This window comes from Bradyrhizobium sp. 521_C7_N1_3 (assembly GCF_052075975.1).
In the GTDB taxonomy this organism is placed as follows: Bacteria; Pseudomonadota; Alphaproteobacteria; order Rhizobiales; family Xanthobacteraceae; genus Bradyrhizobium; species Bradyrhizobium japonicum.
In genome coordinates, this window is record NZ_CP197232.1 from 4,110,244 (window position 1) to 4,137,019 (window position 26,776).

The 26,776-nt window shown below is 66.5% G+C and carries 21 protein-coding genes, 1 pseudogene and 2 riboswitches; of the genes and pseudogenes, 20 read left to right on the forward strand and 2 right to left on the reverse strand.

Features of this window, described 5'->3' with window-relative positions; translation table 11 throughout:
• Together AB7008_RS18835 and cobJ are read left to right on the forward strand one after the other, a co-directional pair.
• Nucleotides 1–732, forward strand: a complete 732-nt coding sequence (locus tag AB7008_RS18835; RefSeq protein ID WP_441259266.1) for a precorrin-2 C(20)-methyltransferase — start codon at nt 1–3, stop codon at nt 730–732.
• Complete coding sequence (gene cobJ / locus AB7008_RS18840; protein WP_441259267.1) at nt 729–1,463, forward strand: precorrin-3B C(17)-methyltransferase; 735 nt, start codon at nt 729–731, stop codon at nt 1,461–1,463. Before AB7008_RS18835 ends, cobJ begins: the two co-directional genes overlap by 4 nt.
• On the opposite strand, the gene AB7008_RS18845 is transcribed toward cobJ, so the two are convergent.
• The gene (locus AB7008_RS18845; RefSeq protein ID WP_441259268.1) at nt 1,439–2,185 is read right to left on the reverse strand and encodes a cobalt-precorrin-6A reductase; all 747 of its coding nucleotides are present in this window, start codon (nt 2,183–2,185) and stop codon (nt 1,439–1,441) included. The two genes, cobJ and AB7008_RS18845, sit on opposite strands and share 25 nt — an antisense overlap.
• On the opposite strand from AB7008_RS18845, the gene cbiE reads away from it, so the two are divergent.
• From cbiE to cobT, 8 genes are all read left to right on the forward strand, one after another.
• Nucleotides 2,184–3,365, forward strand: coding sequence for a precorrin-6y C5,15-methyltransferase (decarboxylating) subunit CbiE (cbiE, locus tag AB7008_RS18850; RefSeq protein WP_441259269.1), 1,182 nt, complete (start codon nt 2,184–2,186; stop codon nt 3,363–3,365). The two genes, AB7008_RS18845 and cbiE, sit on opposite strands and share 2 nt — an antisense overlap.
• Nucleotides 3,362–3,730: a cobalamin biosynthesis protein gene (locus tag AB7008_RS18855; protein ID WP_304493578.1), complete on the forward strand. Its 369-nt coding sequence runs from the start codon at nt 3,362–3,364 to the stop codon at nt 3,728–3,730. Before cbiE ends, AB7008_RS18855 begins: the two co-directional genes overlap by 4 nt.
• Complete coding sequence (gene cobM / locus AB7008_RS18860) at nt 3,727–4,509, forward strand: precorrin-4 C(11)-methyltransferase (protein WP_304493579.1); 783 nt, start codon at nt 3,727–3,729, stop codon at nt 4,507–4,509. The genes AB7008_RS18855 and cobM overlap by 4 nt, the downstream gene beginning before the upstream one ends.
• A complete protein-coding gene (locus tag AB7008_RS18865) occupies nt 4,509–5,819 on the forward strand; it encodes a cobyrinate a,c-diamide synthase (RefSeq protein ID WP_304493580.1) in 1,311 nt (436 codons plus the stop codon). Before cobM ends, AB7008_RS18865 begins: the two co-directional genes overlap by 1 nt.
• Nucleotides 5,816–6,547 (forward strand): uroporphyrinogen-III C-methyltransferase, encoded by a 732-nt coding sequence (gene cobA, locus AB7008_RS18870; protein ID WP_304493581.1) that lies wholly within the window; start codon nt 5,816–5,818, stop codon nt 6,545–6,547. The genes AB7008_RS18865 and cobA overlap by 4 nt, the downstream gene beginning before the upstream one ends.
• A 45-nt stretch (nt 6,548–6,592) precedes the next feature.
• Nucleotides 6,593–6,810, forward strand: a riboswitch (cobalamin riboswitch).
• A 37-nt stretch (nt 6,811–6,847) separates the two neighbouring features.
• The gene (locus AB7008_RS18875; protein WP_014496535.1) at nt 6,848–7,525 is read left to right on the forward strand and encodes an energy-coupling factor ABC transporter permease; all 678 of its coding nucleotides are present in this window, start codon (nt 6,848–6,850) and stop codon (nt 7,523–7,525) included.
• 42 nt (nt 7,526–7,567) lie between these two features.
• Nucleotides 7,568–8,317 carry a precorrin-6A synthase (deacetylating) gene (gene cobF / locus AB7008_RS18880; protein WP_304493582.1) on the forward strand — a complete coding sequence of 250 codons (750 nt, stop codon included), beginning with the start codon at nt 7,568–7,570 and terminating at the stop codon, nt 8,315–8,317.
• 10 nt (nt 8,318–8,327) lie between these two features.
• Complete coding sequence (gene cobT, locus AB7008_RS18885; protein ID WP_304493583.1) at nt 8,328–9,380, forward strand: nicotinate-nucleotide--dimethylbenzimidazole phosphoribosyltransferase; 1,053 nt, start codon at nt 8,328–8,330, stop codon at nt 9,378–9,380.
• Nucleotides 9,381–9,386: 6 nt separating this feature from the next.
• Here the strand turns inward: cobT and AB7008_RS18890 are convergent, their stop codons facing one another.
• Nucleotides 9,387–9,959 (reverse strand): histidine phosphatase family protein, encoded by a 573-nt coding sequence (locus AB7008_RS18890; protein ID WP_304493584.1) that lies wholly within the window; start codon nt 9,957–9,959, stop codon nt 9,387–9,389.
• Between the two features lie 71 nt (nt 9,960–10,030).
• Nucleotides 10,031–10,232: riboswitch (cobalamin riboswitch) on the forward strand.
• A 115-nt stretch (nt 10,233–10,347) separates the two neighbouring features.
• Between AB7008_RS18890 and AB7008_RS18895 the strand changes: the two genes are divergently transcribed.
• The 10 genes and pseudogenes from AB7008_RS18895 (at nt 10,348) to AB7008_RS18940 (ending at nt 26,731) form a co-directional block, all read left to right on the forward strand.
• Nucleotides 10,348–12,699, forward strand: coding sequence for a TonB-dependent receptor (locus AB7008_RS18895; RefSeq protein WP_304493585.1), 2,352 nt, complete (start codon nt 10,348–10,350; stop codon nt 12,697–12,699).
• A gap of 12 nt (nt 12,700–12,711) precedes the next feature.
• Entirely contained in the window at nt 12,712–14,133 is a 1,422-nt protein-coding gene (locus tag AB7008_RS18900; protein ID WP_304493586.1) for a PepSY domain-containing protein, read from the forward strand.
• Nucleotides 14,134–14,254: 121 nt separating this feature from the next.
• A pseudogene (locus AB7008_RS18905) lies at nt 14,255–14,994 on the forward strand (maleate cis-trans isomerase family protein).
• An 11-nt stretch (nt 14,995–15,005) separates the two neighbouring features.
• The gene (hydA, locus tag AB7008_RS18910) at nt 15,006–16,415 is read left to right on the forward strand and encodes a dihydropyrimidinase (RefSeq protein WP_304493588.1); all 1,410 of its coding nucleotides are present in this window, start codon (nt 15,006–15,008) and stop codon (nt 16,413–16,415) included.
• Nucleotides 16,416–16,595: 180 nt separating this feature from the next.
• Nucleotides 16,596–18,029: an NAD-dependent succinate-semialdehyde dehydrogenase gene (locus tag AB7008_RS18915; protein ID WP_441259270.1), complete on the forward strand. Its 1,434-nt coding sequence runs from the start codon at nt 16,596–16,598 to the stop codon at nt 18,027–18,029.
• A gap of 158 nt (nt 18,030–18,187) precedes the next feature.
• Nucleotides 18,188–19,735, forward strand: a complete 1,548-nt coding sequence (pdxR, locus tag AB7008_RS18920; protein WP_441259271.1) for a MocR-like pyridoxine biosynthesis transcription factor PdxR — start codon at nt 18,188–18,190, stop codon at nt 19,733–19,735.
• 424 nt (nt 19,736–20,159) lie between these two features.
• Nucleotides 20,160–22,169 (forward strand): hydantoinase/oxoprolinase family protein, encoded by a 2,010-nt coding sequence (locus AB7008_RS18925; RefSeq protein WP_441259272.1) that lies wholly within the window; start codon nt 20,160–20,162, stop codon nt 22,167–22,169.
• Nucleotides 22,166–23,746 (forward strand): hydantoinase B/oxoprolinase family protein, encoded by a 1,581-nt coding sequence (locus tag AB7008_RS18930; protein ID WP_441259273.1) that lies wholly within the window; start codon nt 22,166–22,168, stop codon nt 23,744–23,746. The genes AB7008_RS18925 and AB7008_RS18930 overlap by 4 nt, the downstream gene beginning before the upstream one ends.
• A gap of 10 nt (nt 23,747–23,756) precedes the next feature.
• Complete coding sequence (locus AB7008_RS18935; protein ID WP_441259274.1) at nt 23,757–25,052, forward strand: aminotransferase class III-fold pyridoxal phosphate-dependent enzyme; 1,296 nt, start codon at nt 23,757–23,759, stop codon at nt 25,050–25,052.
• The gene (locus AB7008_RS18940; RefSeq protein WP_441259275.1) at nt 25,049–26,731 is read left to right on the forward strand and encodes a long-chain-fatty-acid--CoA ligase; all 1,683 of its coding nucleotides are present in this window, start codon (nt 25,049–25,051) and stop codon (nt 26,729–26,731) included. Before AB7008_RS18935 ends, AB7008_RS18940 begins: the two co-directional genes overlap by 4 nt.
• Nucleotides 26,732–26,776: the final 45 nt, after the last annotated feature.

Below are 26,776 nucleotides of genomic sequence, written 5' to 3' on the forward strand. Positions count from 1 at the left end.
ATGGGACGCATCATCTGCTGCGGTCTCGGCCCCGGCGATCCTGATATGATGAGCGTGCGTGCCGACCGGACGGTGCGGGCTGCGAAGCATGTCGCCTATTTCCGCAAGAAGGGCCGGCCCGGCCAGGCGCGGCGGATCGTCGAAGGCATGCTGGCCTCCGACGTCACCGAATACGCAATGGAATATCCTGTTACGACGGAGCTCGCCTTCGACAGCCCGGAATATGTGCAGCTGCTTGCCGGCTTCTACGACGAATGGGCGGAACGGCTGGCGCGGCTTTCGCGTGCGGTCGATGTCGTCGTGCTCTGCGAGGGCGATCCTTACTTTTACGGCTCCTTCATGCATCTGCACACGCGCCTGCAAGGCCGCGTCGAGATCGAGGTGATCGCGGGCATTCCCGGCATGGTCGGCTGCTGGAACGGCGTCGGCCGGCCGATCGCGCTTGGCGACGACGTGACGACGGTGCTGATGGGCACGCTTCCCGAAGACGAGCTCGAACGGCGCATGCGCGATTCCGATGCGTTGGTCATCATGAAGACCGGCCGCAATCTCGCAAAGGTGCGCCGCGCGCTCGCCGCCACCGGCCGGCTGGACGATGCCTGGCTGGTCGAGCGCGGCACCATGCCGGGCGAGCGCGTGGTGCGGCTCGCCGAGATCGATGCCGCCGACTGTCCTTACTTCGCGATCGTGCTCGTGCACGGCAAGGGCCGGCATCTGGACACCGCCGAATGACGGGCACGCTGACCATCGCGGGCCTCGGGCCGGGCAGCGATGCGCTGGTGACGCCCGAGGTCTCCGCCGCCCTTGCCGCCGCTACCGACATTCTGGGCTATGCGCCCTATGTTGCGCGCGTGCCGCCGCGGGCAGGGCTCACCTTGCATCCCTCCGACAATCGCGAAGAGCTGCAGCGCGCGGGCGAGGCCCTGCGGCTCGCAGCCGAAGGCGGGCAGGTCGTCGTCGTCTCCTCCGGCGATCCCGGCGTCTTCGCGATGGCGTCGGCCGTGTTCGAGGCGCTCGAACAGGCGCCGCAATGGCGCGAGCTTCCCATTCGCGTTTTGCCCGGCATCACCGCGATGCTGGCGGCGGCCGCGCGCGCCGGTGCGCCGCTCGGCCATGACTTCTGCGCGATCAATCTCTCCGACAATCTCAAGCCGTGGGCGGTGATCGAGAAGCGCCTGCGGCTCGCTGCGGAAGCCGATTTTGCCATTGCGATGTACAATCCGCGCTCGGCAAGCCGGCCGGAGGGTTTTGGCCGCGCGCTTACGGTGTTGAAGCACGCCGGCTGCGGCGAGCGTCTCGTGATTTTTGCGCGCGCGGTGAGTGCTGTAGATGAAAAGATCGAAACTGTCGCGCTGAACGACGCGCGGCCTGAGATGGCCGACATGCGCACGCTGGTGATCGTCGGTAATTCGCAGACGCGCCGTGTCGGTCGCTGGGTCTATGCCCCGAGGCAGGCGCGATGACCGAGCCACTGCATGATCTCGGCCACGCTCTCAACCCGCAGCCGTTCGGGCAGTTTTGGCCGCGCGATCATGATCACGGGCAGGCCGAGCATCCGGGCCGCGTCGATCTTGGCGCGCGCGCCGTCGCCGCCGGAATTGCGGGCGACGATCCAGGCGATGCTGCGCGCGCGCATCATTGCGAGTTCGCCGTCGAACGTGAACGGCCCGCGCGACACGATCACGTCCGCAGCGAAGGGCAGCGGCGCTTCGGGCGGGTCGACGAACCGCAGCGTGTAGACGTGCTGCGGCTTCGCCGCGAACGGCGCGATGTGCTGGCGGCCGATGGCGAGGAACACGTTTGCCGGCGTCTCGGGCAGCGCGGCGGCCGCGGCGGTGACGTCGGCGACTTCGATCCAGATGTCGCCGGGCGCCTTCGTCCAAGGCGCGCGCTCGAGCGCGATCAGCGGCGTGCCCGTTTGCGCGCACGCTTCGATCGCGTGGCGGCTCATCTCGGCAGCGAAGGGATGCGTCGCGTCGATCACATGCGTGATGCGCTCACGGCGAATATAGTCGGCAAGCCCGCTCACGCCGCCGAAGCCACCGATGCGGGTCGGCAGCGGCTGATCGGCGGGCGTGCGGGTTCGGCCGCCATAGGAATACACGGCGTCGATGCGCGCGCGTGCGATTTCCGCGGCGAGCAAGCTCGCATCGGCGGTTCCGCCCAGAATGAGGGCGCGCGTCATGGCTGATCCCTGGCTGACCATCATCGGTATCGGCGAAGATGGCCTCGCCGGGCTGTCCGAGGCAAGCCGAAAGGCGCTTGCCAAGGCAGAAACTGTTTTTGGTGGCGAGCGTCATCTCGCGCTTGCTGATGTGGGGGGGCGCGGTCGCCCGTGGCCGGTGCCGTTCGATGCAGGCATCGTGCTGAGCTGCCGCGGCCGGCCCACGGTGGTGCTCGCCTCCGGCGATCCGTTCTGGTACGGCGCGGGTGCAAGTCTCGCCGAGAAGCTCGACGCCAACGAGTGGATCGCGCATTCGGCGCCATCGACCTTCTCGCTTGCCGCCGCTCGGCTCGGCTGGCGCCTCGAAGCCATTGCCTGTCTTGGTCTTCACGCCGCGCCGTTCGAGCGTCTCGTGCCGCATCTGGTGCGAGGTGCGCGCATCATTTGCCTTGTGCGTGACGGCAAGGCGGCCGGTGAGCTCGCCAAATGGCTGAGCGAGCGCGGATGGGGGGCCTCGGCGTTCTGGACTCTCGCCGCGCTCGGCGGGTCGCGCGAAAGCATCGCTGAGCATCATGCCGACAGCTTTGCGGGCGGTCTCGCCGAGAACCTGGTCGCAGTCGCGGTCGAGGCGAGGGGCGGGCAAGGCATTCCCCGCAGCTCCGGCCTGTCAGACGATCTCTTTGCTCACGACGGCCAGATCACCAAGCGGCCGGTGCGCGCGCTGGCGCTCTCGGCGCTGGCGCCGCGTCCCGGCGAGCGGCTGTGGGATATCGGCGCGGGTTCTGGCTCGATCTCAGTGGAATGGGCGCTGTGCGGCGGGACGGCGACCGCCATCGAGGCGCGCGAGGATCGTGCCGCGAATATCCGCAGCAATGCTGCAGCGTTCGGATTGGCGCATCGGATCACCGTCATCACGGGGAGCGCGCCGGAAGCTTTTGCTGCGCTGGAAGCGCCGGTCGCGGTCTTCATCGGTGGCGGTCTCGATATCGCGATGTTCGATGCCATCTGGTCACGGCTCGCGCCGGGTGCGCGGCTCGTCGCGCATGCAGTGACGCTGGAGACGGAAGCGCTGCTTGGCGAACTGCACCAGCGCCACGGCGGCGAATTGATGCGGATCGAGATTGCCCATGCTGCGCCGCTCGGCCGCTACCGGTCCTGGGAAGCGTCGCGGCCCGTGGTGCAATGGAGTGCGGTTCGATGAAAGTCGCCGGACTCGGATTCAAGAAGGATGTCACGCTGGCTTCGCTGCGCGAGGCGCTGCTGGCGGCCGGTGGTTTCGAAGGCCTCGCAGCGGTCGCGACTGTCAGCGACAAGGCCGATGCGGAGCCGCTGAAGCAGCTCGCGCGTGAATGCGGCGTACCGATCAAGCCGGTTCCGGCGGACATGCTGGCCGGCATCGAGACGCCGACGCAATCGGAGCTCGTCGCGGAAAAGTTCGGCACGGGCTCGGTCGCCGAAGCCGCGGCGCTCGTTGCCGCTGGCCCTCGCGCGCGATTGATTGCGACGCGGGCGGTTTCGCGGGATCGCACCGCGACCGCCGCGATCGCGGAAGGAGACGGCCCATGACGGTGCACTTCATCGGTGCAGGACCGGGCGCTCCGGATTTGCTGACGTTGCGCGGACGCGACCTGATCGCAGCCTGTCCGGTCTGCCTCTATGCGGGCTCGCTGGTGCCCGAGGGCGTGCTGGCGCATTGCCCGCCCGGCGCGCGCATCGTCAACACCGCGCCACTATCGCTCGACGAGATCGTCGCGGAGATCGCCGCCGCGCATGCCGCCGGCAAGGATGTTGCCCGCTTGCATTCCGGCGATCTCGCGATCTGGTCGGCGATGGGCGAGCAGCTTCGCCGGCTGCGCGCGCTCGGTATTCCCTACACGGTCACGCCAGGTGTTCCGTCGTTTTCGGCTGCAGCAGCTGCACTCGAGACTGAGCTGACGCTCCCCGGTCTCGCCCAGTCAGTCGTGCTGACGCGCACGCCGGGCCGCGCCAGCGCGATGCCTGAGGGCGAAAAGCTCGCGGCGTTTGCCGCCACCGGTGCGGTGCTCGCGATCCATCTGTCGATCCATCTGCTCGACAAGGTCGTCGCCGAGCTGACGCCGCATTACGGCGCGGATTGCCCGGTTGCGATCGTCTGGCGCGCGAGCTGGCCGGACCAGCGCATCGTCCGCGCCACCCTGGCGACACTCGATGCCGCCGTCGGCACCGAGATGGAGCGCACCGCGCTGATCCTGGTCGGCAAGACCCTTGGCGCGGCGGATTTCGACGAGAGCCGCCTCTATGCCGTCGACTACGACCGCCGCTATCGGCCGGTCGGCGCCGATCCGCGCTTTCCGGAGGCATCGTGATGCCGGCAGGGCTCGTCATCTCCGCGCCGGCCTCCGGCGTCGGCAAGACCACGCTGACGCTGGCGCTGGCGCGCGCCTGGCGCAATCGCGGACTGAACGTGCAGTGTTTCAAGAGCGGGCCCGACTATATCGATCCCGCTTTCCATGCCGCTGCGACGGGGCGCGCTTCCGTCAACGTCGATAGCTGGGCGATGGATCGCGGGACGATTGCGCATCTTGTCGGTCGCGGCACTGATGCCGATGTCGTGCTCGCGGAGGGCTCGATGGGCCTGTTCGACGGCGTCGCCGCGCGCGGCGTCTCAGGCACCGGCGCCACCGCCGACATTGCGGAGATGCTGGGCTGGCCGGTGCTGCTGGTGATCGATCCCTCCGGACAGGCCCAGACCGCGGCGGCGATCGCCGCAGGCCTTCGCGACTATCGCGCCGGCGTGCGCCTCGCCGGCGTCGTGCTCAACCGCGTCGCCAGCCAACGTCATGAAGATCTCGTGCGGCGTGCACTCAACGACGCCGGCATCGCCGTGTTCGGCGCGCTGCCGCGCCATGCCGAGATCAGCCTGCCGAAGCGGCATCTCGGCCTCGTGCAGGCCGAGGAGCAGGCCGAGATCGGCAAGCTGATCGACGAGGCCGCGCGCTTCGTCGCCGAACACGTCGATCTCGATGCGGTGCTGGGATCGGCAGCAAGCTGGTCGCCGCAACCGGCGGCAAACGGCATGAATGTGACGCCGCCCGGGCAGCGCATTGCGTTGGCCCGCGATGCCGCGTTCTCCTTCATCTATCCGCACATGCTGGAAGCCTGGCGCGCGGCCGGCGCCGAGATCTCGATCTTCTCGCCGCTTGCCGATGAAGCGCCTGACGCGAGCGCCGATGTCTGCTGGCTGCCCGGCGGCTATCCCGAGCTGCACGCGGGGAAGATCGCGGCCAACGCCCGCTTTCGCGGCGGCTTGCGCGCCTTCGCGGACACACGGCCGGTGCACGGCGAATGCGGAGGCTATATGGTGCTGGGAACCGCTCTGACCGATGCCGACGGCATCCGTCATGAGATGACGGGCCTGCTCGGGCTGGAGACGAGCTTTGCCAAGCGCCGCATGCATCTCGGCTATCGTCTCGCTGCGCTCGCCGCGCCGATGCCGGGGCATCAGGTCGGCGCGCGCCTGCGCGGCCACGAGTTCCACTATTCGACGATTGTCGCGCAGCCGGATACGCCGCTCGCGGTCGTGCACGATGCAACAGGCGCGGTCATCGCCGAGACGGGCTCGCGCCGGGGACAAGCCACCGGCACGTTCTTCCATCTGATCGCGGAGGACCGGTGAGCGGTTTTGTCACCTTCATCTCGGCAGGCCCTGGCGACCCCGAGCTCCTCACGGTCAAGGGCGCCGCGCGGCTGCGCGATGCCGATGTCGTGCTCTACGACGACCTCGCCTCGGGCGCGATCCTCGATCTGGCCCGGCCCGGCGCCAATCTCGTCGCGGTCGGGAAGCGGGCAGGGCGGCCCTCCACCAAGCAGCACCACGTCAACCGCCTGCTGGTCGACTATGCCGCGGCCGGCGTCCGCGTGGTGCGGCTGAAATCGGGCGATGCCGGCATCTTTGGCCGGCTCGAGGAGGAGCTGGAGGCGCTGCGCGAAGCCGGCATCGGCTACGAGATCATTCCCGGAATCACCTCGGCCTGTGTCGCCGCCGCGCAAGCCGGCATTCCCCTGACCCGGCGCCACACCTCGCGCCGGGTGCAGTTCGTGACCGGGGCCGATGTGACCGGCGACCTGCCGCAGAATTTGAACTGGGCGGCGCTGGCGGATCCCGAAGCGACCACCGTGGTCTATATGGGCCGGCGCACCTTTCCGGCGCTTGTCGCAAAATTGATCGAGCACGGCCTCACCCCGAGCACTCCGGCCCTGTTCGCCGAATCCCTCGGCCGTCCCGACGAGCGGCTGGTCCGCACCACCATTGCCGAGCTGGCCGAACAGCTTGCGCGGGGCGGCGCTGCCTCGACGGCCGCCGTGATCCTGTTCGGCGCGCTGGCGGGCGATTATCCGTCATGACCGTCCCGGCCGCCCTTCGCCCCTTGACGCCCGGCTGGCGAAAGGGGCACACAGGAGACGCATGGTGCTCGAGGCGGCGCAAACCGCCGGAGCATAATCGGGAATGGGGGTGGGCGGACAGTTGCGCCGCCCAAAACCCCAGCCGCCCCCGCGACTGTAAGCGGTGAGGGGCTCCGATCAGCCACTGGGCCGCGAGGCCCGGGAAGGCCGGAGAACCCCAGTGAACCGCGAGCCAGGAGACCGGCCGTGCATGTTTTGTGGCCAAGGCCGTCGGGTGTGACGGCAGGAAGGAACTGAACCATGCATATCGAACCCGGAGTCGTATCGGGCGCCAAGCTCGTGTTGAGTTACGCAACCGGCATCGCCGTCGGCGGCGTTGCGCTGAAGCTCGCGGTCGAGACCGTGCGCGAGCAGGGCATCACGTCGTTCGCGGCGCGGACGCTCGCCACCACGGGCCTCGTGTTCGTCTTCTTCGAGATCCTGCCGCATTTCCCGGTCGGCGTCTCCGAGGTGCACTTCATCCTCGGCTCGACCTTGTTCCTGCTGTTTGGGGCAGCGCCTGCGGCCTTCGGCCTCGCGTTCGGCCTGCTGTTCCAGGGCGTGTTCTTCGAGCCACCCGACCTGCCGCAATACGGCATGAACGTCACCACGCTGCTGGTGCCGCTGTTCGCGATCCAGGCGATCGCCACGCGGATCATTGCCCGCAACACCGCCTATGTCGATCTCAGCTATCGCCAGGCGCTGGCGCTGTCGACCACGTATCAGGCCGGGGTCATCGCCTGGGTCGCGTTCTGGGCGCTCTATGGCTCGGGCTTCGGTGCGACCAACCTCGTCAATATCGCGACCTTCGCGGCCTCCTACGCACTCGTCATCGTGATCGAGCCGCTGGCCGATCTCGCCGTGCTGGCGCTGGCGAAATCGCTGCGCGGCGTCACCGCGCCCGGCCTCGTCACGCCGCGCCTGCACAACGCGGCTTAAGAGACAAAGGGGGCGGCCGTCACGGCCGCCCCTGCACGCGCGATGCTCACGCTCTCCCTGATAGGCATCGGTTGCGGCGATCCGGAGCAGCTCACACGCGCCGCCGTTCAAGCCATCAACGCGGCCGATCTCATCCTGATCCCGCGCAAGGGGACGGCGAAGTCCGATCTCGCAGATCTCAGGCGGACGATCTGCGCGGATGTGCTCACCAATCAAACGACGCGCATTGCCGAGTTCGACCTTCCCGTGCGCGATGCCGGTGAAGCGGACTATCACAAGGGCGTGGACGATTGGCACGACGCCGTGGCCGCGGCCTGGTCGCAGACGATCGCGAGCCAGCTCGGTGATGACGGCAAGGTCGCGCTGCTGATCTGGGGCGATCCCTCACTGTATGATTCCTCGCTGCGCATTGCGCGCCGGCTCGATCCCTTGCCTGATATCGAGGTCGTGCCCGGCATCACCTCGATCCAGGCGTTGTGCGCGGCGCATGCGCTGCCGCTCAACGACATCGGCGAGCCCTTCCTGGTTACGACGGGGCGCCGCTTGCGCGAAGGCGGCTGGCCGCAGGGCGTCGACACCGTGGTGGTGATGCTCGACGGCGGCACGGCATTCCAGTCGCTCGATCCGGCGGGACTGCACATCTGGTGGGGCGCCTATCTCGGCATGCCCGATCAGATCGTGATGTCGGGCGCTCTGGCCGAGATCGGCCCGCACATCGTCGCTGCGCGACAGGATGCGCGCGAACGGCATGGCTGGATCATGGACAGCTACATTCTCAAGCGCAGGCCGTAAGCGAGGCAGCATGCTCCCCGATTGGGTCACCCGGAAATGCCCCGATGTCTCCGCCGTCCATCGCGACGCGGCGCTCGCGCGTCAGGCGCAACTCACAAAACCGGCCGGCGCGCTCGGCCGGCTGGAGCAGCTTGCGGTCGAGCTCGCGGGCCTGCAGGCGACCGAGCAGCCGCGCGCTGCGCGGGTGCCGATCATCGTCTTCGCCGGTGATCACGGCATCGTCGCGCAGGGCGTGTCGGCCTATCCGCAAGGAGTGACCATCGCGATGATGGCGAATTTTGCCTCGGGCGGTGCCGCGATCTCGGTGCTGGCGCGTGAGCTTGGCTCAAACCTTGAGGTCGTGGACGCCGGCACGCTGGCGCAGGAGGCGATGGCAGGAATCGTCACCGACAAGCCGCGCCAGGGCACGCGCGACTTCAGCGTGGAAGCCGCGCTCACCCCCGCGGAGCTGGCATTCGCCTTCGAATGCGGTCAGCGCGCAGTCGCGCGCGCAGACGCAGGCAGGCCCGATCTCCTGATCTTCGGCGAGATGGGCATCGGCAATACCACGACGTCGGCGGCGATTGCGGCGAGCCTGCTTGGCATCAGTGCCGAGGAGATCGCGGGCAGCGGTACCGGCGTCGACGCGGCCGGCCGCGCGCACAAGGCGGGCGTGATCGACGCTGCGATCGCGCGGCATGGCGTTGCGGGCGCTTCGCCGGAAAAGATCCTGTGCGGCGTCGGCGGCCTCGAAATCGCGGCGATCTGCGGCGCCATCATTGCGGCTGCGCAAGCCCGCATTCCCGTGTTGATCGATGGCTTCATCGTATCGGTGGCCGCGCTGGCCGCGGTGCGGCTGAACCCGTCGTGCCAGCCATTCCTGCTGCCGTCGCATCAATCGGCGGAGCAGGGGCATCGGCTGGTGCTGCGTGCGCTGAACGTGCAGCCGTTGATCAGCCTCGATCTCAGGCTTGGCGAAGGATCGGGTGCGGCCATCGCGCTGCCGCTGGTGCGGCTCGCGTGCAGCCTTCACAACGGCATGGCGACCTTCGCGCAGGCCAACGTGCCGGATCGCCCGGCCTGACCCGGCTCAAGCCGCGCGCTGATTGACCGCGACGACGCGCCAGCCCGTGGCGAGCCGGTCGATCCGGGTCAGTGACAACGGATCGACCACGAAGCGCAGGGCCGTTTGTGGGGTCAGATCCAGCGCAATGCAGAGCGCGGCGCGGATCGTGCCGGAATGCACGACGAGCGTTGCCGAGCCGGCGCCGATTTGCGCGAGGCCCAGCCGGACGCGCGCGACCTGATCCTCGAAACTTTCGCCGCCCGGCGGCCGCCCGTGCGCCGGATCGCTCCAGAACTGCGCATAGGCTTCGCCGCCGGTCGCGGCGAGCTCGTCATGCCGCCGGCCGGTCCAGTCGCCGAAATCCTGCTCGCCGAATTCGGGCACCAGCGCGGGTTCAAGTCCCAGCGCGCGCGCCGTCTCGACCGTGCGTCGCGCCGGGCTCGCAAAGCTCGCAGCATCTGGCGGGAGCCTCCGCTGCAACGCCTCCAGTTGCACGCGATTGCCGAGATCGGCGGGCGCGTCGGCTGCGTGGATCGTCCCCTTGACGCCGTCGACGGGCGCATGCCGTATCAGCCAGAGGAAGGTCTCGCCTTCCATGCCTATCTCCAAGGAAGTTGGTCGCTGTGGTAATATCGTCGCACCGGCACATTGACTCTGTCTTGTCGGTAATCCTAGATGGCTTTGACGGTTTCCCCGAGTGGGGATGAAAAGGGAATGCGGTGCGGGGGTTTTGTCCCCAATGCCGCGGCTGCCCCCGCAACTGTAAGCGGCGAATCTTGCGTCACGAGCCACTGGGTATCTCGGTCCCGGGAAGGCGATGCAAGGTACTGACCCGCGAGCCAGGAGACCTGCCGTCAGCCGTGGTCACACGCGAAGATGTCGGTCGGGGAGTACAGACATTCGGCTTCATCGGAAGGCTGAAAGGCCGAAGGTGGGACCTTGTTCGCTGTGACGTGCCACTGACGTCATACCGAGGTCCCGAACTGTGTCTTCCATTCGTCTTGTACGACCGCGTTGCTTCCTGCTCGCCTCCGCCGCACTCACATCCTTTGCCACTCTCGATCTGCCTGCCGCCGTGGCGCAGCAGGCTCGCGAACCGCTGCCGCCTGTCGAGGTGTCGCCCGCCCAATCCCGCAAGCAGGCGAGGCCAGCAGGCCGGGAAGGGCAAACCGCTCGCCGCGCGTCATCGCGCAGATCCGCGGCCGCGGCGACAGCAGCGCCAAAGCCCGCCGCGGCGAGCGCGGGAGTGCAGACACCCCTCAATACGAATGTTGTGGCTGAAAGCGCCTCGCGGCTCGGCCTGACCGTACGGCAGATACCCGCGACCGTCGAGGTGATCTCGGCCGAGACCATGCGCGAGCAGGGTTATCGCACCGTGTCCGAGGTAGCGCAGGGCGCTGTCGGCGTCACCTCCGGCGACAATCCGGCCGAGCCCGCGGCCTTCTCCATGCGTGGCTTCACCAACAGCCAGATCAACATGCTCTACAACGGCATCAAGATCGGTCCGCAGAACATGACCTCGCGGATCACGGATACGGCCAATCTCGCAGCCGTGGAATTTCTGAAGGGCCCGGCCTCGCTGATCTCGGGTGAGGGGGCGGCCGGCGGGTCGATCAACCTCGTCACCAAGCAGCCGCACACCGGGGCGATCCGGAACGAGGCGGATTTCTCCTGGGATTCGCTCAACTCGTTCGGCGTCCATTACGGCTCGGGCGGCAGCACCAATGTGCAGGGCCTCGACTACCGCTTCGACATCAGCCGCGCCTCGCTCAACGGCTTTGCCGACGACACCAATACCAGGACGCTGGATGTGTCTGGCCAACTCAATTACCGCATCTCCGACAGCCTCAAGATCTGGGGCGCGATCGAGTACCGGGAAGATCGCTCGAAGGCCTATTGGGGCGCACCGCTGGTACCGATCGCCTTCAGCGGCTCGCATGCGACGAGCGGCATTGTTTCGGGCAACTACTTCAACAGGACCGACCTTGGCGCCGTCACGATCGACGACCGCACCTTCAACACCAATTACAACGTCCTCGATAACCGCAACGTCGCGCAGGAGGTGTGGCTGCGCGGTGGCTTCGAGCTGAAGCTGGCGCCTGACCTGACGCTGAAGAGTCAGGCCTATGGTTACGGCGCAGAGCGCACGTGGTTCAACAACGAGATCGAGGCGTTCGACTCCGTCAAGAACCAGGTGTATCGCGAGCGCTTCTATGTCGCGCACAGCCAGCGCCTCGTCGGCAACATCACGGACCTCATCTGGGATGCCAATATCGCAGGCTTCGACAACCGCATGGCAACGACGTTCTCGTCGAGTTACCTCGACTTTGTGAGGCCGGGCGCGGCGAACTTCCCGAACGATTTTGTCTCGCTGGTCGATCCTGATCGCGGCTTTTACGGCGATCTCACGACCAAGCAGCAGACCGCGCGCATCAATAACGAGGCGCTGTCGTTCGAGGACCGGCTGAAGCTCACGCGGACCTTCGCGTTGATTGGCGGCCTGCGCGTCGAGCATATCGGGCTTGACCGTAACTCGACTGACCAGAACGGTCTGGTGAACGCGAATTTCCCGTTCACGAAGGACTGGGCGCCCGTCACCGGCCGTATCGGCTACACGTGGGACGCCGTCCCCGGCTTAACCTTCTTCAGCCAGTACGCCACCGGCGCCGACATCTCGGCCAACAACATCTTCCTGCTTGCTCCGACCCAGAACCTGGACCTGACCACCGCGCGCACATACGAGACCGGCGTCAAGCATCTGTTCTGGGACAACCGGGCGGAGTGGTCGTTCTCGGCCTATGACATCGTGCGCAAAAACGTCTATGCGGCAGCCGGCGGCCAGACGCTCAACATTGCGGGACGGCAGGAATCGAAAGGTGTCGAGCTTGCCGCCGCGGTGCGCCCGATCGATCCCCTGCGTCTTTGGGGCAACATCGCCTATGTCGATGCGCGTTACGCCGACTACAACTTTGTCGGCGGATCGTTCTCCGGCAACACGCCGCCGAACGTGCCGCGCGTCGTGGCCAATGCCGGTGCGTCGTACCGGTTCTTCACGCCCTGGCCGGTGGAACTCGGCATCACCGGCCGTTATGTCGGGGACCGCTACAACACCGACGCCAACGTCGTGACGATGAAGGCGTATACCGTCGCCGACGTCTATGCCTTCGTCGACATCCCCAAGACGGTGTTCAACGCAGTTGATCAGGCCCGCCTGGGCTTCCGCGTGCGCAATATTACCGACAAGCGCTACGCGATCTGGGGCGATCCGTTCTATCCAGACCAGATCCTGCTGGGCGCGCCGCGCACCTATGAGATCTCCGCCGCTTTCAAATGGTAGGGCGCTGACCACATGATGAACGCGATCGTCCTGCTGCATCGCTGGCTCGGGATCGCGTTCTGCCTGCTGTTCGCGATGTGGTTCGCGACCGGAATCGTGATGCACTTCGTTCCGTTTCCGTCATTGACGGAAGCGGAACGTTTTTCGGGGCTCGCGCCGGTGGCTGGCGGAGAGGTGAGGATTGCGGTCGCGGATGCCGTCGCCGCGAGCGGGATCGCGGACGCCACGCGCGTTCGCCTGATCCAGCGGAGCGACGGGCCGGTCTATGTCGTGTCGAGCCCGTCGCGCGTGCGCGCGGTCCATGCCTCCGCCGGACGGGATGCATCAGTGACGTCCGCCGACGTCGCGGTCGGTATCGCGCGGGATCATGCCCGGCAACGCGGGCTCGATGCCGCGCGGGCGGCGATGATTGCGGGCGCGGACTATGATCAATGGAGCGTGCCGAACGGCTTTGATCGACACCGGCCTCTGTTGCGTGTCGCTCTTGGCGATGCGGCCGGAACCGAGGTCTATGTCTCCTCGCGCACCGGCGAAGTCGTGCTGGATACGACCCGCAGCGAGCGCGGATGGAATTTGGCCGGCAGCGTCCTGCACTGGATCTATCCGACGGTCCTGAGGAGCAACTGGTCCCTTTGGGATCAGGTGGTCTCGACATTGTCGCTGGTGGCTTTTATCGCCGCGACGCTCGGCGCGGTGCTCGGAATTATCAGGATCAGGATTCGAAGGCGCGGGGTTTCGTCGCCTTATCGCGGCTGGCACGCACTGCATCACATCATTGGTCTCGTCGCGACCGTTTTCGTGCTGACCTGGAGCTTCAGTGGCTGGCTCTCGATGGATCACGGCCGGCTGTTCTCGCGCGGTGATCTGACCCCGACCGAAGCAGGCGTGGTGTATGCCGCTCCGGACTGGACGACGGCCCCTCCGGTCGGTCAGCCGTCGGCTCGCGAAGTCGAATGGTTCGCCGTCAATGGTGTTGTCTACCGGCGCGACCGGACCGGCCTTGACAGTCAAGCCTTAACCAAAACGGGGGAGGCGATCCGCAGCCGGCAGGTGGCATTCCTCGGCGAGAGGGATGTCCATGACCTGACGACGCGCCTTGCGCCGGGCTGTGGCGTTCCGTTCGTTCTAGCCGACAATGACGACTATCCCGCGCATTCCGCCGTCCCCGGAGCGCCCGTCTATCGCTCCCGATGCGGCGACCTCTGGTTCGACATCGACGGTGCCGACGGCCGCGTGCTGCAAAGACTGGATGCCTCGCGGCGGGCCTATCGCTGGTTCTACAGTGCGCTTCACACGCTCGATTTTCCCGTTCTCATGGCGCATCCGCGTCTGCGCGATATCCTGGTCGTCGGGCTCTGCTTGCTCGGGCTGGCATTTTCCGTCACCGGCATCGTCATCGGCTGGCGGCGCTTGCGGTCGACCTTCGCGGCTTGAGCTGCGTATCGAACAAATCATATGCGCCATGCAAATTGCGGGTTGCGCGGGCGATGGCAGGCGCGGATGATCATCCGAGGGGGCGCAGCGGTGCGCTCTCTCAATGGGGCGATCGTGATCGATGTCAATTCAGCGCAAGCGCCTCGGCATGATGACCCCATCGTCCAACTCGGTGCTGGAGCCCGTCATCAGTTCCATGCTGCATGGCGTGGCCGGCGTCACCGCTCATTTCTCGCGCTTCCGCGTTACCGAGATCGCGCTCGATACCGCGGCGCTGAGCCAGTTCGATGCCTCGGTGATGCTGCCGGCGGCGGATCTGCTGGCGGACGCCAGGGTTGATGCCATTGCCTGGACGGTACGTCGGCGAGCTGGCTCGGTATCGGCCGCGACCGGAGCCTGTGCGAAGCGATCGCGGCGCGGACTGGAATCCCGGCGACGACCTCCACGCTCGCCTGCATCGACGCCGTCCGCGTGCTCGGCGCCGGACGTGTCGGCCTGGTCTCACCCTATATGGACGACGTGCAACGGCGTATCGGCGATGTCTGGGCCGAGGAGGGGATCGCCCCTCACGCCGAGCGGCATCTCGGCCTGCGCGATAACTTTTCCTTCGGTGAGGTCACGCCCGCGACGATCGCCGACATGATCCGCGCGGTCGCGGCGGACGGCGCCGATGCCGTCGTCATTCTCTGCACCAATCTCGACGGCGCCGCGCTGGCCGCCTCGCTCGAACGGGAGTTGGGCATCGCCGTGCTGGACTCGGTCGCGGTCACGCTGTGGCGGACGCTCGAACTCGCCGGTGGCGACATCGCGGCCCTTGCGGCGTGGGGCCGGATCTTCCAGACATCAGCGATCATCAAGTGACGGAGACGCCCGTGACGCAGCTCGATCTCGCCATTCGCGGCGGCACCATCGTGACGGCCAGCGACGAGTTTCGCGCCGATATCGGCATTCGCGACGGACGCATCGTCAGCATCGCCGACCGCATTGAAGGCGCGGCGCGCGAGATCGACGCGACGGGGCTGCTGGCGCTGCCCGGCGGGATCGACAGCCACGTCCACATCTCCCAGGCCTCTGGCCCCGACGTGGTGATGGCCGACGATTTTGCTTCGGCAACGCGCGCGGCGGCGGCCGGCGGCAACACCATGGTGCTGCCCTTCGCGCTCCAGGAGAAGGGCACGTCGCTGCGCACCTGCGTCGAGAACTACCGCAAGCTCGCCGAGGGCGAGTGCTACATCGACACCGCCTTCCACCTCATCATCTCCGACCCGACCGCGGTCGTGCTCGGGCAGGAGCTGCCGGCTCTGGTCAAGGACGGCTACACCTCGTTCAAGGTGTTCATGACCTATGACGACCTCGTGCTCAGCGACAAGCAGCTGCTGGAGGTGTTCGATGTCGCGCGCCGCGAGGAGGCGCTGGTCATGGTCCATTGTGAGGGTTACGACGCGATCCGTTTCCTCACCGCCAAGCTCGAACGCGAGGGCCATATCGCGCCTTATTATCACGGCACCTCGCGGCCGCAGGCCGTCGAGCGCGAGGCGACGCACCGCGCCATCAGCCATGCCGAGGTGATCGGCGTTCCCATCATGATCGTACACGTCTCCGGGCGCGAGGCGATGGAGCAGGTGCGCTGGGCCCAGCAACGCGGACTGCCGGTGCATGCCGAGACCTGTCCGCAATACATCACACTGACGGCCGACGACATGAAAGGCCTGAACATGGACATGTCAGGCGCAAAGTATGTCTGCTCGCCGCCGCCACGCGATGCCGAAAGCCAGCAGGCGATTTGGGAAGGCATCACCACGGGTGTGTTCCAGACCTTCTCGTCCGATCACTGCCCGTTCCGCTACGACGATCCCAAGGGCAAGCTGACGCCGAATTCCCGGACCTCGTTCCGCTGGGTGCCGAACGGCATCCCCGGCGTCGAGACCCGGTTGCCGATCCTGTTTTCCGAAGGCGTCTCGAAGGGGCGGATCAGCTTGCAGAAATTCGTCGAGCTGACTGCGACCAATCATGCGCGGATCTACGGTCTCTATCCGCGCAAGGGCTCGATCGGAGTCGGCTTCGATGCCGACGTCGTCCTATGGGATCCCAAATTGAAGAAGCCGATCCGGCAAGCCGACCTGCACCACGGCGCGGACTATACGCCGTGGGAAGGCTTTGACGTCACCGGCTGGCCTGTCACCACCATCGCGCGGGGCCGCGTGGTGTACGAGCAGGGCAGGATCGTCGGCAACAAGGGCGCGGGCGAGGTGCTCAGCCGCGGCAAGTCGAGCCTGGTGTGACGGAAAAAATAATCGCATCGTGACGACGCCATGTCGTCTGTTGCGCATACCATCCTCGCGCCGCTGCGGCATCATTGATCCCTTTTCGCCGGCCGCCTTTCGGTGTAGCTCTGCGCCCACTTATGAGGCGGCCGGGCGCCAATGCTGATCGCCGCCGAAATCATGCAGGAGACACCAGGGATGTACCCGAAAGTTCAGATGTTCATCGCCGGCGAGTGGACCGACGGCACCTCCGGCAAGTCGGAGGACATCCTCAACCCCGCCACCGGCCAGCCGATCGGCAAGACCCCGCACGCCTCGCGCCAGGACCTTGACCGCGCGCTGGAGGCCGCCAAGGTCGGCTTCGAGATCTGGCGCAAGACCTCGCCGTTCGACCGCTACAAGCTGATGCGCAAGGCCGCCGACATCATCCGCTCGCGCGCCGCCGAGATCGCGCCCGTAATGACCATGGAGCAAGGCAAGCCGGTCGTGGAAGCGCAGGGCGAGACCATGCTGGCCGGCGACCTCATCGACTGGTTCTCGGAAGAAGCCCGCCGCGCCTATGGCCGCATCGTGCCGCCGCGGATGGGCAACGTCTCCCAACTCGTGACCAAGGAGCCGGTCGGCCCGGTCGCCGCGTTCACGCCCTGGAATTTCCCGATCAACCAGGCGGTCCGCAAGATCTCGGCCGCACTCGCCGCCGGCTGCTCGATCATCGTCAAGGGCCCGGAAGAAACCCCGGCAAGCTGCATGGAGCTGGTGCGCGCCTATGCGGACGCGGGCATTCCGGCTGGCGTCGTCCAGCTGGTGTTCGGCGTACCGTCGGAAGTGTCCGAATATCTCATTCCGCACCCGATCATCCGCAAGATCAGTTTTACGGGCTCGACCGCGGTCGGCAAGCATCTGGCCGCACTCGCGGGCCTGCACATGAAGCGCGTCACCATGGAGCTCGGCGGCCACGCGCCGGCGATCGTGTTCGCGGATGCCGACCTCGACAACGCCGCCAAGATCCTCTCGGCCAACAAGTTCCGCAATGCCGGCCAGATCTGCGTCTCGCCGACGCGCTTCCTGGTGCATGAGAGCGTCTACCAACCCTTCGTCGACAAGTTCGTCGCGGCCGCCAAGAGCCTCAAGGTCGGCAACGGCCTCGACAAGGACACCCGCATGGGCCCGCTGGCGAACCCGCGCCGGGTCGATGCCATGGAAGGTCTGGTCTCCGACGCTGTCCAGCGCGGGGCCAAGGTGCAGGCCGGCGGCAAGCGCATCGGCAACGAAGGCTTCTTCTTCGAGCCGACCGTCATCACCGACGTGCCGCGCGATGCCCGCATCATGAACGAGGAGCCGTTCGGCCCGCTTGCGCCGATCACCTCCTTCCGCAGCTATGACGAGGTGGTGGCCGAGGCGAACCGCCTGCCTTACGGCCTTGCGGCCTATGCCTACACCACCTCGACCAAGACGATGCAGGCGATCGGCTCCGACATCGAGAGCGGCATGGTGTCGATCAACCACCATGGCCTCGCGCTGCCGGAAGTGCCGTTCGGCGGTATCAAGGATTCCGGTTACGGCTCCGAGGGCGGCCTCGAGGCGATCGAGGGTTACCTGAACACGAAGTTCGTGACGCAGGCGAGCGCGTAAGCGAGATTTCGTGGGGTGGGTTAGGCTTGCGCTGACTCACCCCACGCACTTGTATGTGGGGCCGTGTAGCCCGGATGGAGCGAAGCGCAATCCGGGACGGTGTCCCTGCATTCGCTTCGCTCCATGCGGGCTACAATTCCTTGCCTGACGGGCGAGACATGGACAACAGCCGTCACCCGAGCAAGCGCGTGTCCCTTGCCGGGATGCATATCGACCGGAATTCGGCGGTGCCGCTGCATCTGCAGATCGCGGCGCACATCCGCGACGGCATTTTGCGTGGCGTCTTTCCGGCCGGAACGCAGTTTCTCGGCTCGCGCGAGGTCGCGCGCGAACTAGGCTGTTCGCGCACGGTGGTGTTGACCGCCTGGGATCTGCTCTACGCCGAGGGCTATCTTGCATCGATGCCGCGCGGCAGCGTCATGGTGGCGTCAGTGGCGACCCCACATGCCGAGCCAAAGTCCGCGATACCGCCTGCGGCCAAGCCCGCCCACATGTCGGAGCGCTGGCGCTCGCTGCTTGGTTTGGAATACGAGACCAATTGGCCGTCTGTGTTCGCGCCCGGCGCACCCGACGTCTCGACCTTCCCATTCAAGGAATGGTCGCGCCTGCTGCGCCAGACCTGGCAAAATCCAAGAGAGCAGGAGTGTCTCGATCTTCCCTCGGAGGGCCATCCGCGCTTGCGGAGCGAGATCGCGAACTTCCTCGGCTCGGTGCGCGGGCTCGTCTGTTCGTCGGAAGAGGTCGTCGTCACCTCAGGCACATCGGGCGCGCTTGATTTCTGCAGCCGCATGATCCTCGATCCCGGCGACGAGGTCTGGGTCGAGGAGCCCGGCTTCGTCGAGGCCCGCTGGGCGCTGACGGCCGCCGGCGCGAAGCTCGTTCCCATTCCAGTCGATGACAAGGGGCTTGTCGTCTCGGTAGGGATCCGGCGCGCGCCGGGCGCGAAGCTGATCGTGGTCACGCCGTCGCATCAATATCCGCTCGGCGTCAGCATGCACCTGGAGCGGCGGCTCGAGCTGCTCGACTGGGCCAACAAGAACGACGTCTGGGTGATCGAGGACGATTACAATTCGGAGTTCAGGCACCAGGACAGCATGATCGCCTCGCTGCGCTCGCTCGATCGCGAGGGGCGCGTGATCTATTTCGGCACCTTCTCGAAGATCATGATGCCGAATTTGCGGCTTGGCTACATCGTCGCCAACAGGCACTTCATCGAAGGCTTTTCCAAGGGCCGCGCGCGCATCGATGTGCACACCTCGGGCATCGGTCAGCTCGCGCTGGCCGAGTTCATGCGGGAAGGGCACCTGCTGCGGCATCTGCGCGGGATGCGGCGGATCTACGCCGCACGCCGGAAAGCGCTGATCGATGCCATCGCAGCGCTGATGCCTGACGATCTCACCGTATCCTCCGCCGTCACCGGATTGCATCTGGTGGCGCTGTTCACCGACGCGATGCAGGTACGGATGAGCGACCGAGAGGCGGCCGCGGTCCTGAAGCAGGCCGGCATCCACGTCCAGCCGCTCTCGCAAAACTTTCTGGAGCAGCCGACGCGGCAGGGCCTGGTGTTCGGCTACGGGCGTCTGCACGTCGAGGACGCCGCACCGCTGCTTGCGAGAATCGCGGCTTGCATCGGCAGCGGCTCTCGCAATGCGCCATCCGAGCCGGCGAAACCCTCTCTTACTGTTCGTACAATAAAGAGAGGCTGAGCCGACCGCTATGCATAGCTCGTAGGCATCTGATTATCCCGCACTGCCGTCCAATCGCCTGCAAATTAGACAGACGATTTCAAGCGCTCCGATTGCAGTGCAGCGGGCGTGACGATTTGCTCGGAGAAATCCGTGGTGCGCTGCACGTTTCCCGCCTGGAACAGTTCGCGTTCGTCTGCACTCCGCGCGGGCACCTCTGCACCAAAACGTGCAGCGCCTGGCGCGGCGTGCGGCGGCGGTCGCGTGCTGGTCTAGCGGTTTCCGACAATTCTGGACCTATCCCGAACCAGTCGCTCTGTCGCACGCTCTCTGTCGGTGGCATGACAAGGGATGCATGATGGGCGCTCTCGGTTTGGCATTGGACGTGGCGATGAACGGCAAGGAACCGGCGTCCGGTTCGGGCGTCACGCGTAGCTGACTGCACATGAGCTCCTCCGAAAATCACTGGGAAGTCGGCACCGATATCGGCGGCACCTTCACCGACATCATTGCCATCCGACGCGACTCCGCGGAGGCGCGGATCGCAAAGGTGCCGTCGCGCCCCGGCGCACCGGTTCAGGCGATGCTGGAGGCGATCGAGGCGGTGGGCCTGCGCAAGAGCGAGGTCAAGCGCTTCGTGCACGGCACCACGCGCGTCACCAATGCCATCGTCGAGAACCGGCTGCCGAAGGTCGCGCTGGTCGCGACCGAAGGTTTTGCCGATGTGCTGGAGATTGCGCGCTATCGCCGCCGCGATCTCTATCGTCTCGACATTCCGCCGAAATCGCCGCCGCTGGTGCCGCCCGAACGATGCTTTGGGCTCGCCGAGCGCCTCGATCACGAGGGCCGGGTGCTGAAGGCGCTGGATGAGGCCGAGATCGAGCGCCTTGTGGCCTGGCTGAAGCAGACGGGCGTGCAGAGCGTCGCCGTGGCGCTGCTCCACGCCTATGCCAATCCCGTCCACGAAAAGATGCTCGGCGAGCGCCTCAAGGGCGTCGTCGCCCACGTCTCGCTGTCGCACGAGGTCAATCCCGAGGCGCGCGAATACGAACGGACGTCGGCGACCGTGTTCAACGCGGCCGCGATGCCGATCGCCGTCGAATATCTCAGCGAGCTGGAGCAGCGGCTGCCGATCGGCGCCGGCTTGCAGGTGTTTCATTCGGCCGGAGCCATGGTCCCGATCTCGGCCGTGAAGCGGCGGCCGTTGGTGATGGCGATGTCGGGGCCGGCGGCCGGCGTCTCCGCATCGGTCAGCATCGCGCGCCAGCTCGGCACATCGCGTATGCTCACCTTCGACATGGGCGGCACCACGACGGACGTCTGCCTGATCGTCGACGGTCAGGCCGAGATGACCGACGGCCGCATGCTCGGCGACAAGCCGCTGCGCCAGCCGATGCTTGCGGTCCATTCCATCGGGGCCGGCGGCGGATCGATCGTGCGAAACGGTCCCGGCGGCCTGACGGTCGGCCCGGAGAGCGCCGGATCCGAGCCGGGACCGGCCTGCTATGGCCGCGGCGGCACCGAGCCAACCATCACAGACGCCAATGCCGTGCTCGGCTATCTCAATGCCGAGACCAAGCTTGGCGACCGGATTGGCATCGACATCAAGGCCGCGGAACGCGTCATCGCCCCGATCGCGCACGCCTTGGGGCTGAGCCTGACCGAAACCGCACTCGGCATCATCAAGGTCGCGAATGCCACGATGGCCCGCGCGCTCCGCCGTGTCACGGTCGAGCGCGGCATCGACGGACGCGACTGCACGCTGCTTGCCTTCGGCGGCGGCGGCCCGATGCATGCCGCAGGCCTTGCCGACCTCTACGGGATTGCAGAGGTCGTCGTGCCCAGCGCCTCGAGCGCGTTCTCGGCGCTGGGCTGTCTCACAGCCGATTTCAGCTTCCTCCAGCAGCAGACGCTACGCGCCGCCCTCGACGGCATCGATCTCGCGCGCGTGTCGGAACGGATCGGAACGTTGATTGAGGATGCATCGGCGCCGCTGATCGCCAATGGGGTTGCGCAGGCGGAGATCCAGGTCGAGCTGGCGGCCTTGATGCGCTACGCGGCGCAGAACGACGCTATTCCGGTGCCGTTTGCCTTGCCGCTGGATGTGGCCAAGCTCAAGACAGACTTTTTGGCCCGGCATCACGAGCTGTTCGGCTACGCGACCAGCGAGCCTTGCGTCATCGAATCCGTGCGCGTGCAGGCACGGCGCCCGTCGACGACGGTGGTGAGCCGGCCAGCGACTGCGGTGAGGGCGGTGTCGTCAGGCAGGCGGGCCTGCTCATTCGACGGCTTCCACGATATCCCGACCGCGATCATCGATCGCGCCACATTGACCGATGTCGTCAGCGGCCCCGCGATCATCGAAGACGCATGGTCAACGGTGGTGGTCCCGCCCGGCTGGCAAGCTAAACCCGATGCCGCCGGCAACCTGTTCCTGACGCGGAGGGCGGCATGAAGCTCGATCCGTTCGTCGTCGAGGTTATCAGGCACGGGCTCTCGGCAGCGGCCGAGGAAATGAGCCTGGTGATGACGCGCTCGGCGCGCTCGCCGCTGCTGCGCGAGGCTGGCGACCTGTCGTCCGCAATCACGGATGGCCGCGGCGGCCTTGTCGGGCAGGGCCGCGACATCCCGATCCATCTCGGCGCGATGGCCTACACCATTCCCGAGTTGCTGAAGGGGATGCCGCGCGACAGCCTGAACGACGGCGACGTCGTGATCTACAATGTCGGCGCGCTCGGCGGCAATCACCTCAACGACGTCAAGGTGGTGCGCCCGGTCTTCTTCGAAGGCGAGATCGTAGCGTTCGCGGTAAGCCTCGCGCATTGGCCCGATATCGGTGGCACCTGGCCCGGCAGCTATTTCGCAAAAGCCATCGACACCTTCCAGGAGGCGATGCGGATTCCGCCGGTGCTGATCGCCACGTCAGCCGGCGTCAATACGCCGATCGTGCAGCTGCTCAAGGCCAACGTTCGCGACCCCGAGTCCTGCGAGGGCGATCTGCTCGCGCAGATCGCGGCAACGAAAGCCGGAGAGAAGCGCATCGTCGAGCTCTGCCGCGAGCACGGCAAGGCGGTGTTCACGGCGACGCAGTCGCGCCTGCACGATCTCTCGGAGATCGAGATGCGGGAGGCGCTTCGTGCGCTGCCGGACGGCGTCTACGAGGGCGAGGACTATCTCGACGACGGCAGCGTCAACGATGCACCGGCGCGCATCCATGTGAAAATCACTATTCGCGGCGACGAGGCGACGTTCGACCTCTCGGGAAGCTGCGATCGCGTCTCCAATTTCTGCAACACGACGCCGTTCATGGCGCGCTCGGCGGTCGCGTATGCGGCACGCATCATGAGCGGGCGCGACATGCATCAGAACGCGGGTGCGCTCCGGCCTCTGACCATCATCACGCGCCCGGGCTCGATCCTGGAGCCGGGCTGGATGGCGTCCGTTGCCGCCGGCAACCATGAGACGTCGATGCGCATCGTCGATGCGATTTTTCGCGCGATGCAGGACACCATCCCCGAACGACTGTCGGCCGGTGGCGCGACCACCGCAGGCGTGCTGTTCTTCGCAGAGCCGCGGCAAAACGGCTCGTGGAAGATGCTCTACGAGGTTCACGGCGGCGGCGAAGGCGCGCGGCATGATCGGGCCGGCATGTCGGCGACGCGCGTGCACCTGTCCAACACGTCGAACACGCCGGTCGAGGTGATCGAGGCGAATTACGCGATCCGCCTGGAGCAGCAGGCCATTCGCCGGCAGTCCGGCGGCGCGGGGGCCCATCGCGGCGGTGACGGCTCCGTTCGCACCTATCGCATCCTGGCACCCTCGATGCACCTGACCACCTGCATCGAGCGCATGGTGATTGCGCCGTTCGGCATGCAGGGCGGCGAATCCGGCAAGGCCTGCCGCATCTCGCTTGTCAGGCATGGCGCGAATGTTGCCATCGACGGCAAATCGAACCTGGTGTTGCAGCAAGACGATCTCGTCACGATCGAGATGTGCGGTGGCGGCGGCTACGGCGCCGCGGCCGCGGAGTGAGGGGATTGCGATGAGCAGATTGTTGCGAACCGGGCTGAATGCGGGCGACAGCGCGCCGATGGCCGTCGTCGGCGGCGAGGGCGTCCATTTTCACTTGTCCGACGGCCGCAAGCTGATCGACGGCAGCAACACCGGCGGCGGCCTCGGCCACCGCCATCCCGCGATGGTGGAGGCGATCCGCCGTGCGGCCGATACGCCGGTCGTGAACGAGGGCTGGACCTGGGTCGGCCGCGAGCAGGCCGCTGACGACCTGATGGCCACCGCATTCAAGGGCGAAGACGACTGGGTCGGTGCAGTGCGCTTCTGCATCAGCGGCAGCGAGGCCAACGATATGGCGCTGTCGCTCTGCCAGGCGCTGACCCAGCGCTCGGCACTGGCGACGCGCGAGCGCGCCTATCACGGCATCACTGGCCTTTCCCGTGCCATGACGGTGCAGCCGCAATGGCATGGCGGCCTCGCGGTGCACGCGGGCGGCACAAAGCTGCCGGCGCCTATGGCACCGGTGCGGATTCTCCCGGCGCCGGATGGCGCCATCTACGGCGCGCCGGCCAACAACACCCCGCCCAACGAATATCTGGCTGATGCTACGCGTCTGCTCTCCGACACCGCGGCGACGATCATCGACTACACCCAGGGCGGCATCTATTACGACGGTGCCTATCAGGACGAGGTCGCACGCTGCGCGCGGCAGGCCGGCTCGTACTGGATCGCCGACGAGGTCGTCACAGGTGCGGGACGCGCTGGGCGCTGGTTCGCGTTCCAGGGCGCGGAGAGCCGGCCCGATATCGTGACGCTCGGAAAATCGCTCGGCGGCGGTGCGGCGGCGGTCGCTGCGGTCGTGGTGTCGAAGGACATCGTCGAGCGGCTCAATGGCTCGAGCTGGCAGAATTACGGCACGTTACGCGGCCACCCGATCAGCATGGCTGCCGTCAGCGCTTACCTGAAGGTCGTCAGCGACGACAAGATTCTGGAGCACGTCCAGAAGCTCGAAAAGCTGTTCACCCGCCGCCTGCTCGCGATCGCGCAAAAACATCCGAGCGTGCAGCGCGTGGCGGGGCAGGGATTGCACTGGACGGTGGAGCTGCACGGTCCGGATTGGCGCTCCTGGCATGCCGACACCACGGAAGCGCCGATTGCCTCGCGGGTGGCGGAGCGGGCACTGGAGGCGGGTGCCGTGATCGGCACCAGCGGCGAGCAGACCTCGCTGTTCCTGGCGCCGCCGCTGATCATCTCCGAGCATGAGGCCGAATTGCTTTTGGATGCGCTCGACCACGGCCTCGATATCGCAGACGAGGAGCACGGGTGAGCGCAGACCCCGCAACACCTCATCGCTCGCCGGCCTGGCCGGCGGATGAGCCCTGGCATCTCGCGATGCCGGAGGGGACGCTTTACGACGCGCTTGTTCGGGCCGCGCTGGATCGCCCATCGCATCCGGCGACGGTGTTTTATGGTGCGAGCCTGGGCTATGCCGAGCTACGCGAGCGGGTCGATGCCTTAGCCGGCTTCCTGCAGAGCGCTTGCGGCGTCAAGCGCGGCGACCGCATCATGATCGCGCTGCAAAACTCGCCGCAATATGTCATTGCCTACTACGCGGTAATGCGGGCGGACGCCGTGATCGTGCCGGTCAATCCGATGAATAAGACGGCTGAGATCGATTATCTCGCCGCCGACAGCGGCGCCAAGGTCGCGATCATCGGAAGCGAGCTCAACGACATATTTGCGCCGCTGGCGGGCGAAGCCATCACGCATACGATCGTCGCGCAGTATAGCGACGAGATCCCTGACGCGACGCCCTACACGTTGCCGTCCTGCGTGACTGAAGCGCCGTCGGAGGTGCCGCCATCGCCTGGCCGGCACACCTGGTCATCTGCGATCGCGCAAGGCGTGCAGCCAGGCGCAATGACCGCCGGGCCGGACGATCTCATGATCCTGCCCTACACGTCGGGGACGACAGGCGAGCCCAAGGCCTGCATGCATACGCATCGCAGCGCACTGTTCACGGCCGTCCTGCAGGCACGCTGGTATGGGCTCGACGGCAGCGACGTGATGACCGGCTTCATGCCGTTGTTCCACGTCGCGGGCATGCAGGGCTCGATGAATGCCGCTGTGGTCACGGGCGCCACGCTGCTGTTGATGGCGCGCTGGGACAAGGATCTGCTGCCGGATCTGTTCGAGACCTACGGCGTGACGTTCTGGAACGCCGCGCCGACCATGATCGTCGACGTGCTCGCAAGCGTCCGGTTCCGCGATCGGTGCTTTGCAAAACTCAAGGTGCTGACCGGAGGTGGCGCGGCAATGCCGACCGCGGTGGCCGAACGGCTCAAAGGTCGCTTCGGCCTCGATTTCGTCGAAGGCTACGGCATGACCGAGACGATGTCGCCGACGCATCTCAATCCGATGGCGGCCCCGAAGCGCCAGTGCCTCGGCATTGCCGTGCACGAAACCGATGCGAGGGTCGTCGATCCCGAAAGCCTGATCGAGCTCGACGACAATGTCGTCGGCGAGATCGTCGTGCACGGGCCACAGGTGCTGCAAGGCTACTGGAACAGGCCGCAGGCCGACGCCGAGTCCTTCATCGAGCTCTCGGGAAAGCGGTTCCTGCGCACCGGTGATCTCGGCTATCGCGATGCCGATGGCTATTTCTTCGCGGTCGACCGCCTGAAGCGGATGATCAATGTCAGCGGCTTCAAGGTGTGGCCGGCCGAGGTGGAGGCCGCGATGTACCAGAACCGCGCCATCCGGGAATGCTGCATCGTCTCGGCCCCCGACGACTACCGCGGCGAGACCGTCAAGGCGCTGGTGGTGCTCGATGAAGCCGCGCGCGCGACGATTTCGGCGGACGACATCGTCGGTTGGGCCCGCGGCGCGATGGCCAGCTACAAGGCGCCGCGCGCCGTCGTCTTCGTCGAGCAGCTGCCGCGCACCGCCAGCAACAAGATCAACTGGCGGCTTTTGCAGGATGCCGAATGGGGACGGACGGCATGAAAGCTGCTTGGCTGGAAAAACGGCGCAAGACCGCGTTATGCTGCG

Excerpts from the sequence above, each read along its gene's own strand:
- AB7008_RS18900 (WP_304493586.1), top strand. The coding sequence starts at position 12,712 with ATGATGAACGCGATCGTCCTGCTGCATCGCTGGCTCGGGATCGCGTTC.
- AB7008_RS18925 (WP_441259272.1), top strand. The coding sequence starts at position 20,160 with ATGAGCTCCTCCGAAAATCACTGGGAAGTCGGCACCGATATCGGCGGC.
- cobF (WP_304493582.1), top strand. The coding sequence starts at position 7,568 with ATGCTCACGCTCTCCCTGATAGGCATCGGTTGCGGCGATCCGGAGCAG.
- cobM (WP_304493579.1), top strand. The coding sequence starts at position 3,727 with ATGACGGTGCACTTCATCGGTGCAGGACCGGGCGCTCCGGATTTGCTG.
- AB7008_RS18915 (WP_441259270.1), top strand. The coding sequence starts at position 16,596 with ATGTACCCGAAAGTTCAGATGTTCATCGCCGGCGAGTGGACCGACGGC.
- AB7008_RS18845 (WP_441259268.1), bottom strand. The coding sequence starts at position 2,185 with ATGACGCGCGCCCTCATTCTGGGCGGAACCGCCGATGCGAGCTTGCTC.
- AB7008_RS18865 (WP_304493580.1), top strand. The coding sequence starts at position 4,509 with ATGCCGGCAGGGCTCGTCATCTCCGCGCCGGCCTCCGGCGTCGGCAAG.
- AB7008_RS18855 (WP_304493578.1), top strand. The coding sequence starts at position 3,362 with ATGAAAGTCGCCGGACTCGGATTCAAGAAGGATGTCACGCTGGCTTCG.
- pdxR (WP_441259271.1), top strand. The coding sequence starts at position 18,188 with ATGGACAACAGCCGTCACCCGAGCAAGCGCGTGTCCCTTGCCGGGATG.
- AB7008_RS18835 (WP_441259266.1), top strand. The coding sequence starts at position 1 with ATGGGACGCATCATCTGCTGCGGTCTCGGCCCCGGCGATCCTGATATG.
- AB7008_RS18935 (WP_441259274.1), top strand. The coding sequence starts at position 23,757 with ATGAGCAGATTGTTGCGAACCGGGCTGAATGCGGGCGACAGCGCGCCG.
- AB7008_RS18890 (WP_304493584.1), bottom strand. The coding sequence starts at position 9,959 with ATGGAAGGCGAGACCTTCCTCTGGCTGATACGGCATGCGCCCGTCGAC.
- AB7008_RS18930 (WP_441259273.1), top strand. The coding sequence starts at position 22,166 with ATGAAGCTCGATCCGTTCGTCGTCGAGGTTATCAGGCACGGGCTCTCG.
- cobT (WP_304493583.1), top strand. The coding sequence starts at position 8,328 with ATGCTCCCCGATTGGGTCACCCGGAAATGCCCCGATGTCTCCGCCGTC.
- cbiE (WP_441259269.1), top strand. The coding sequence starts at position 2,184 with ATGGCTGATCCCTGGCTGACCATCATCGGTATCGGCGAAGATGGCCTC.
- cobJ (WP_441259267.1), top strand. The coding sequence starts at position 729 with ATGACGGGCACGCTGACCATCGCGGGCCTCGGGCCGGGCAGCGATGCG.
- AB7008_RS18875 (WP_014496535.1), top strand. The coding sequence starts at position 6,848 with ATGCATATCGAACCCGGAGTCGTATCGGGCGCCAAGCTCGTGTTGAGT.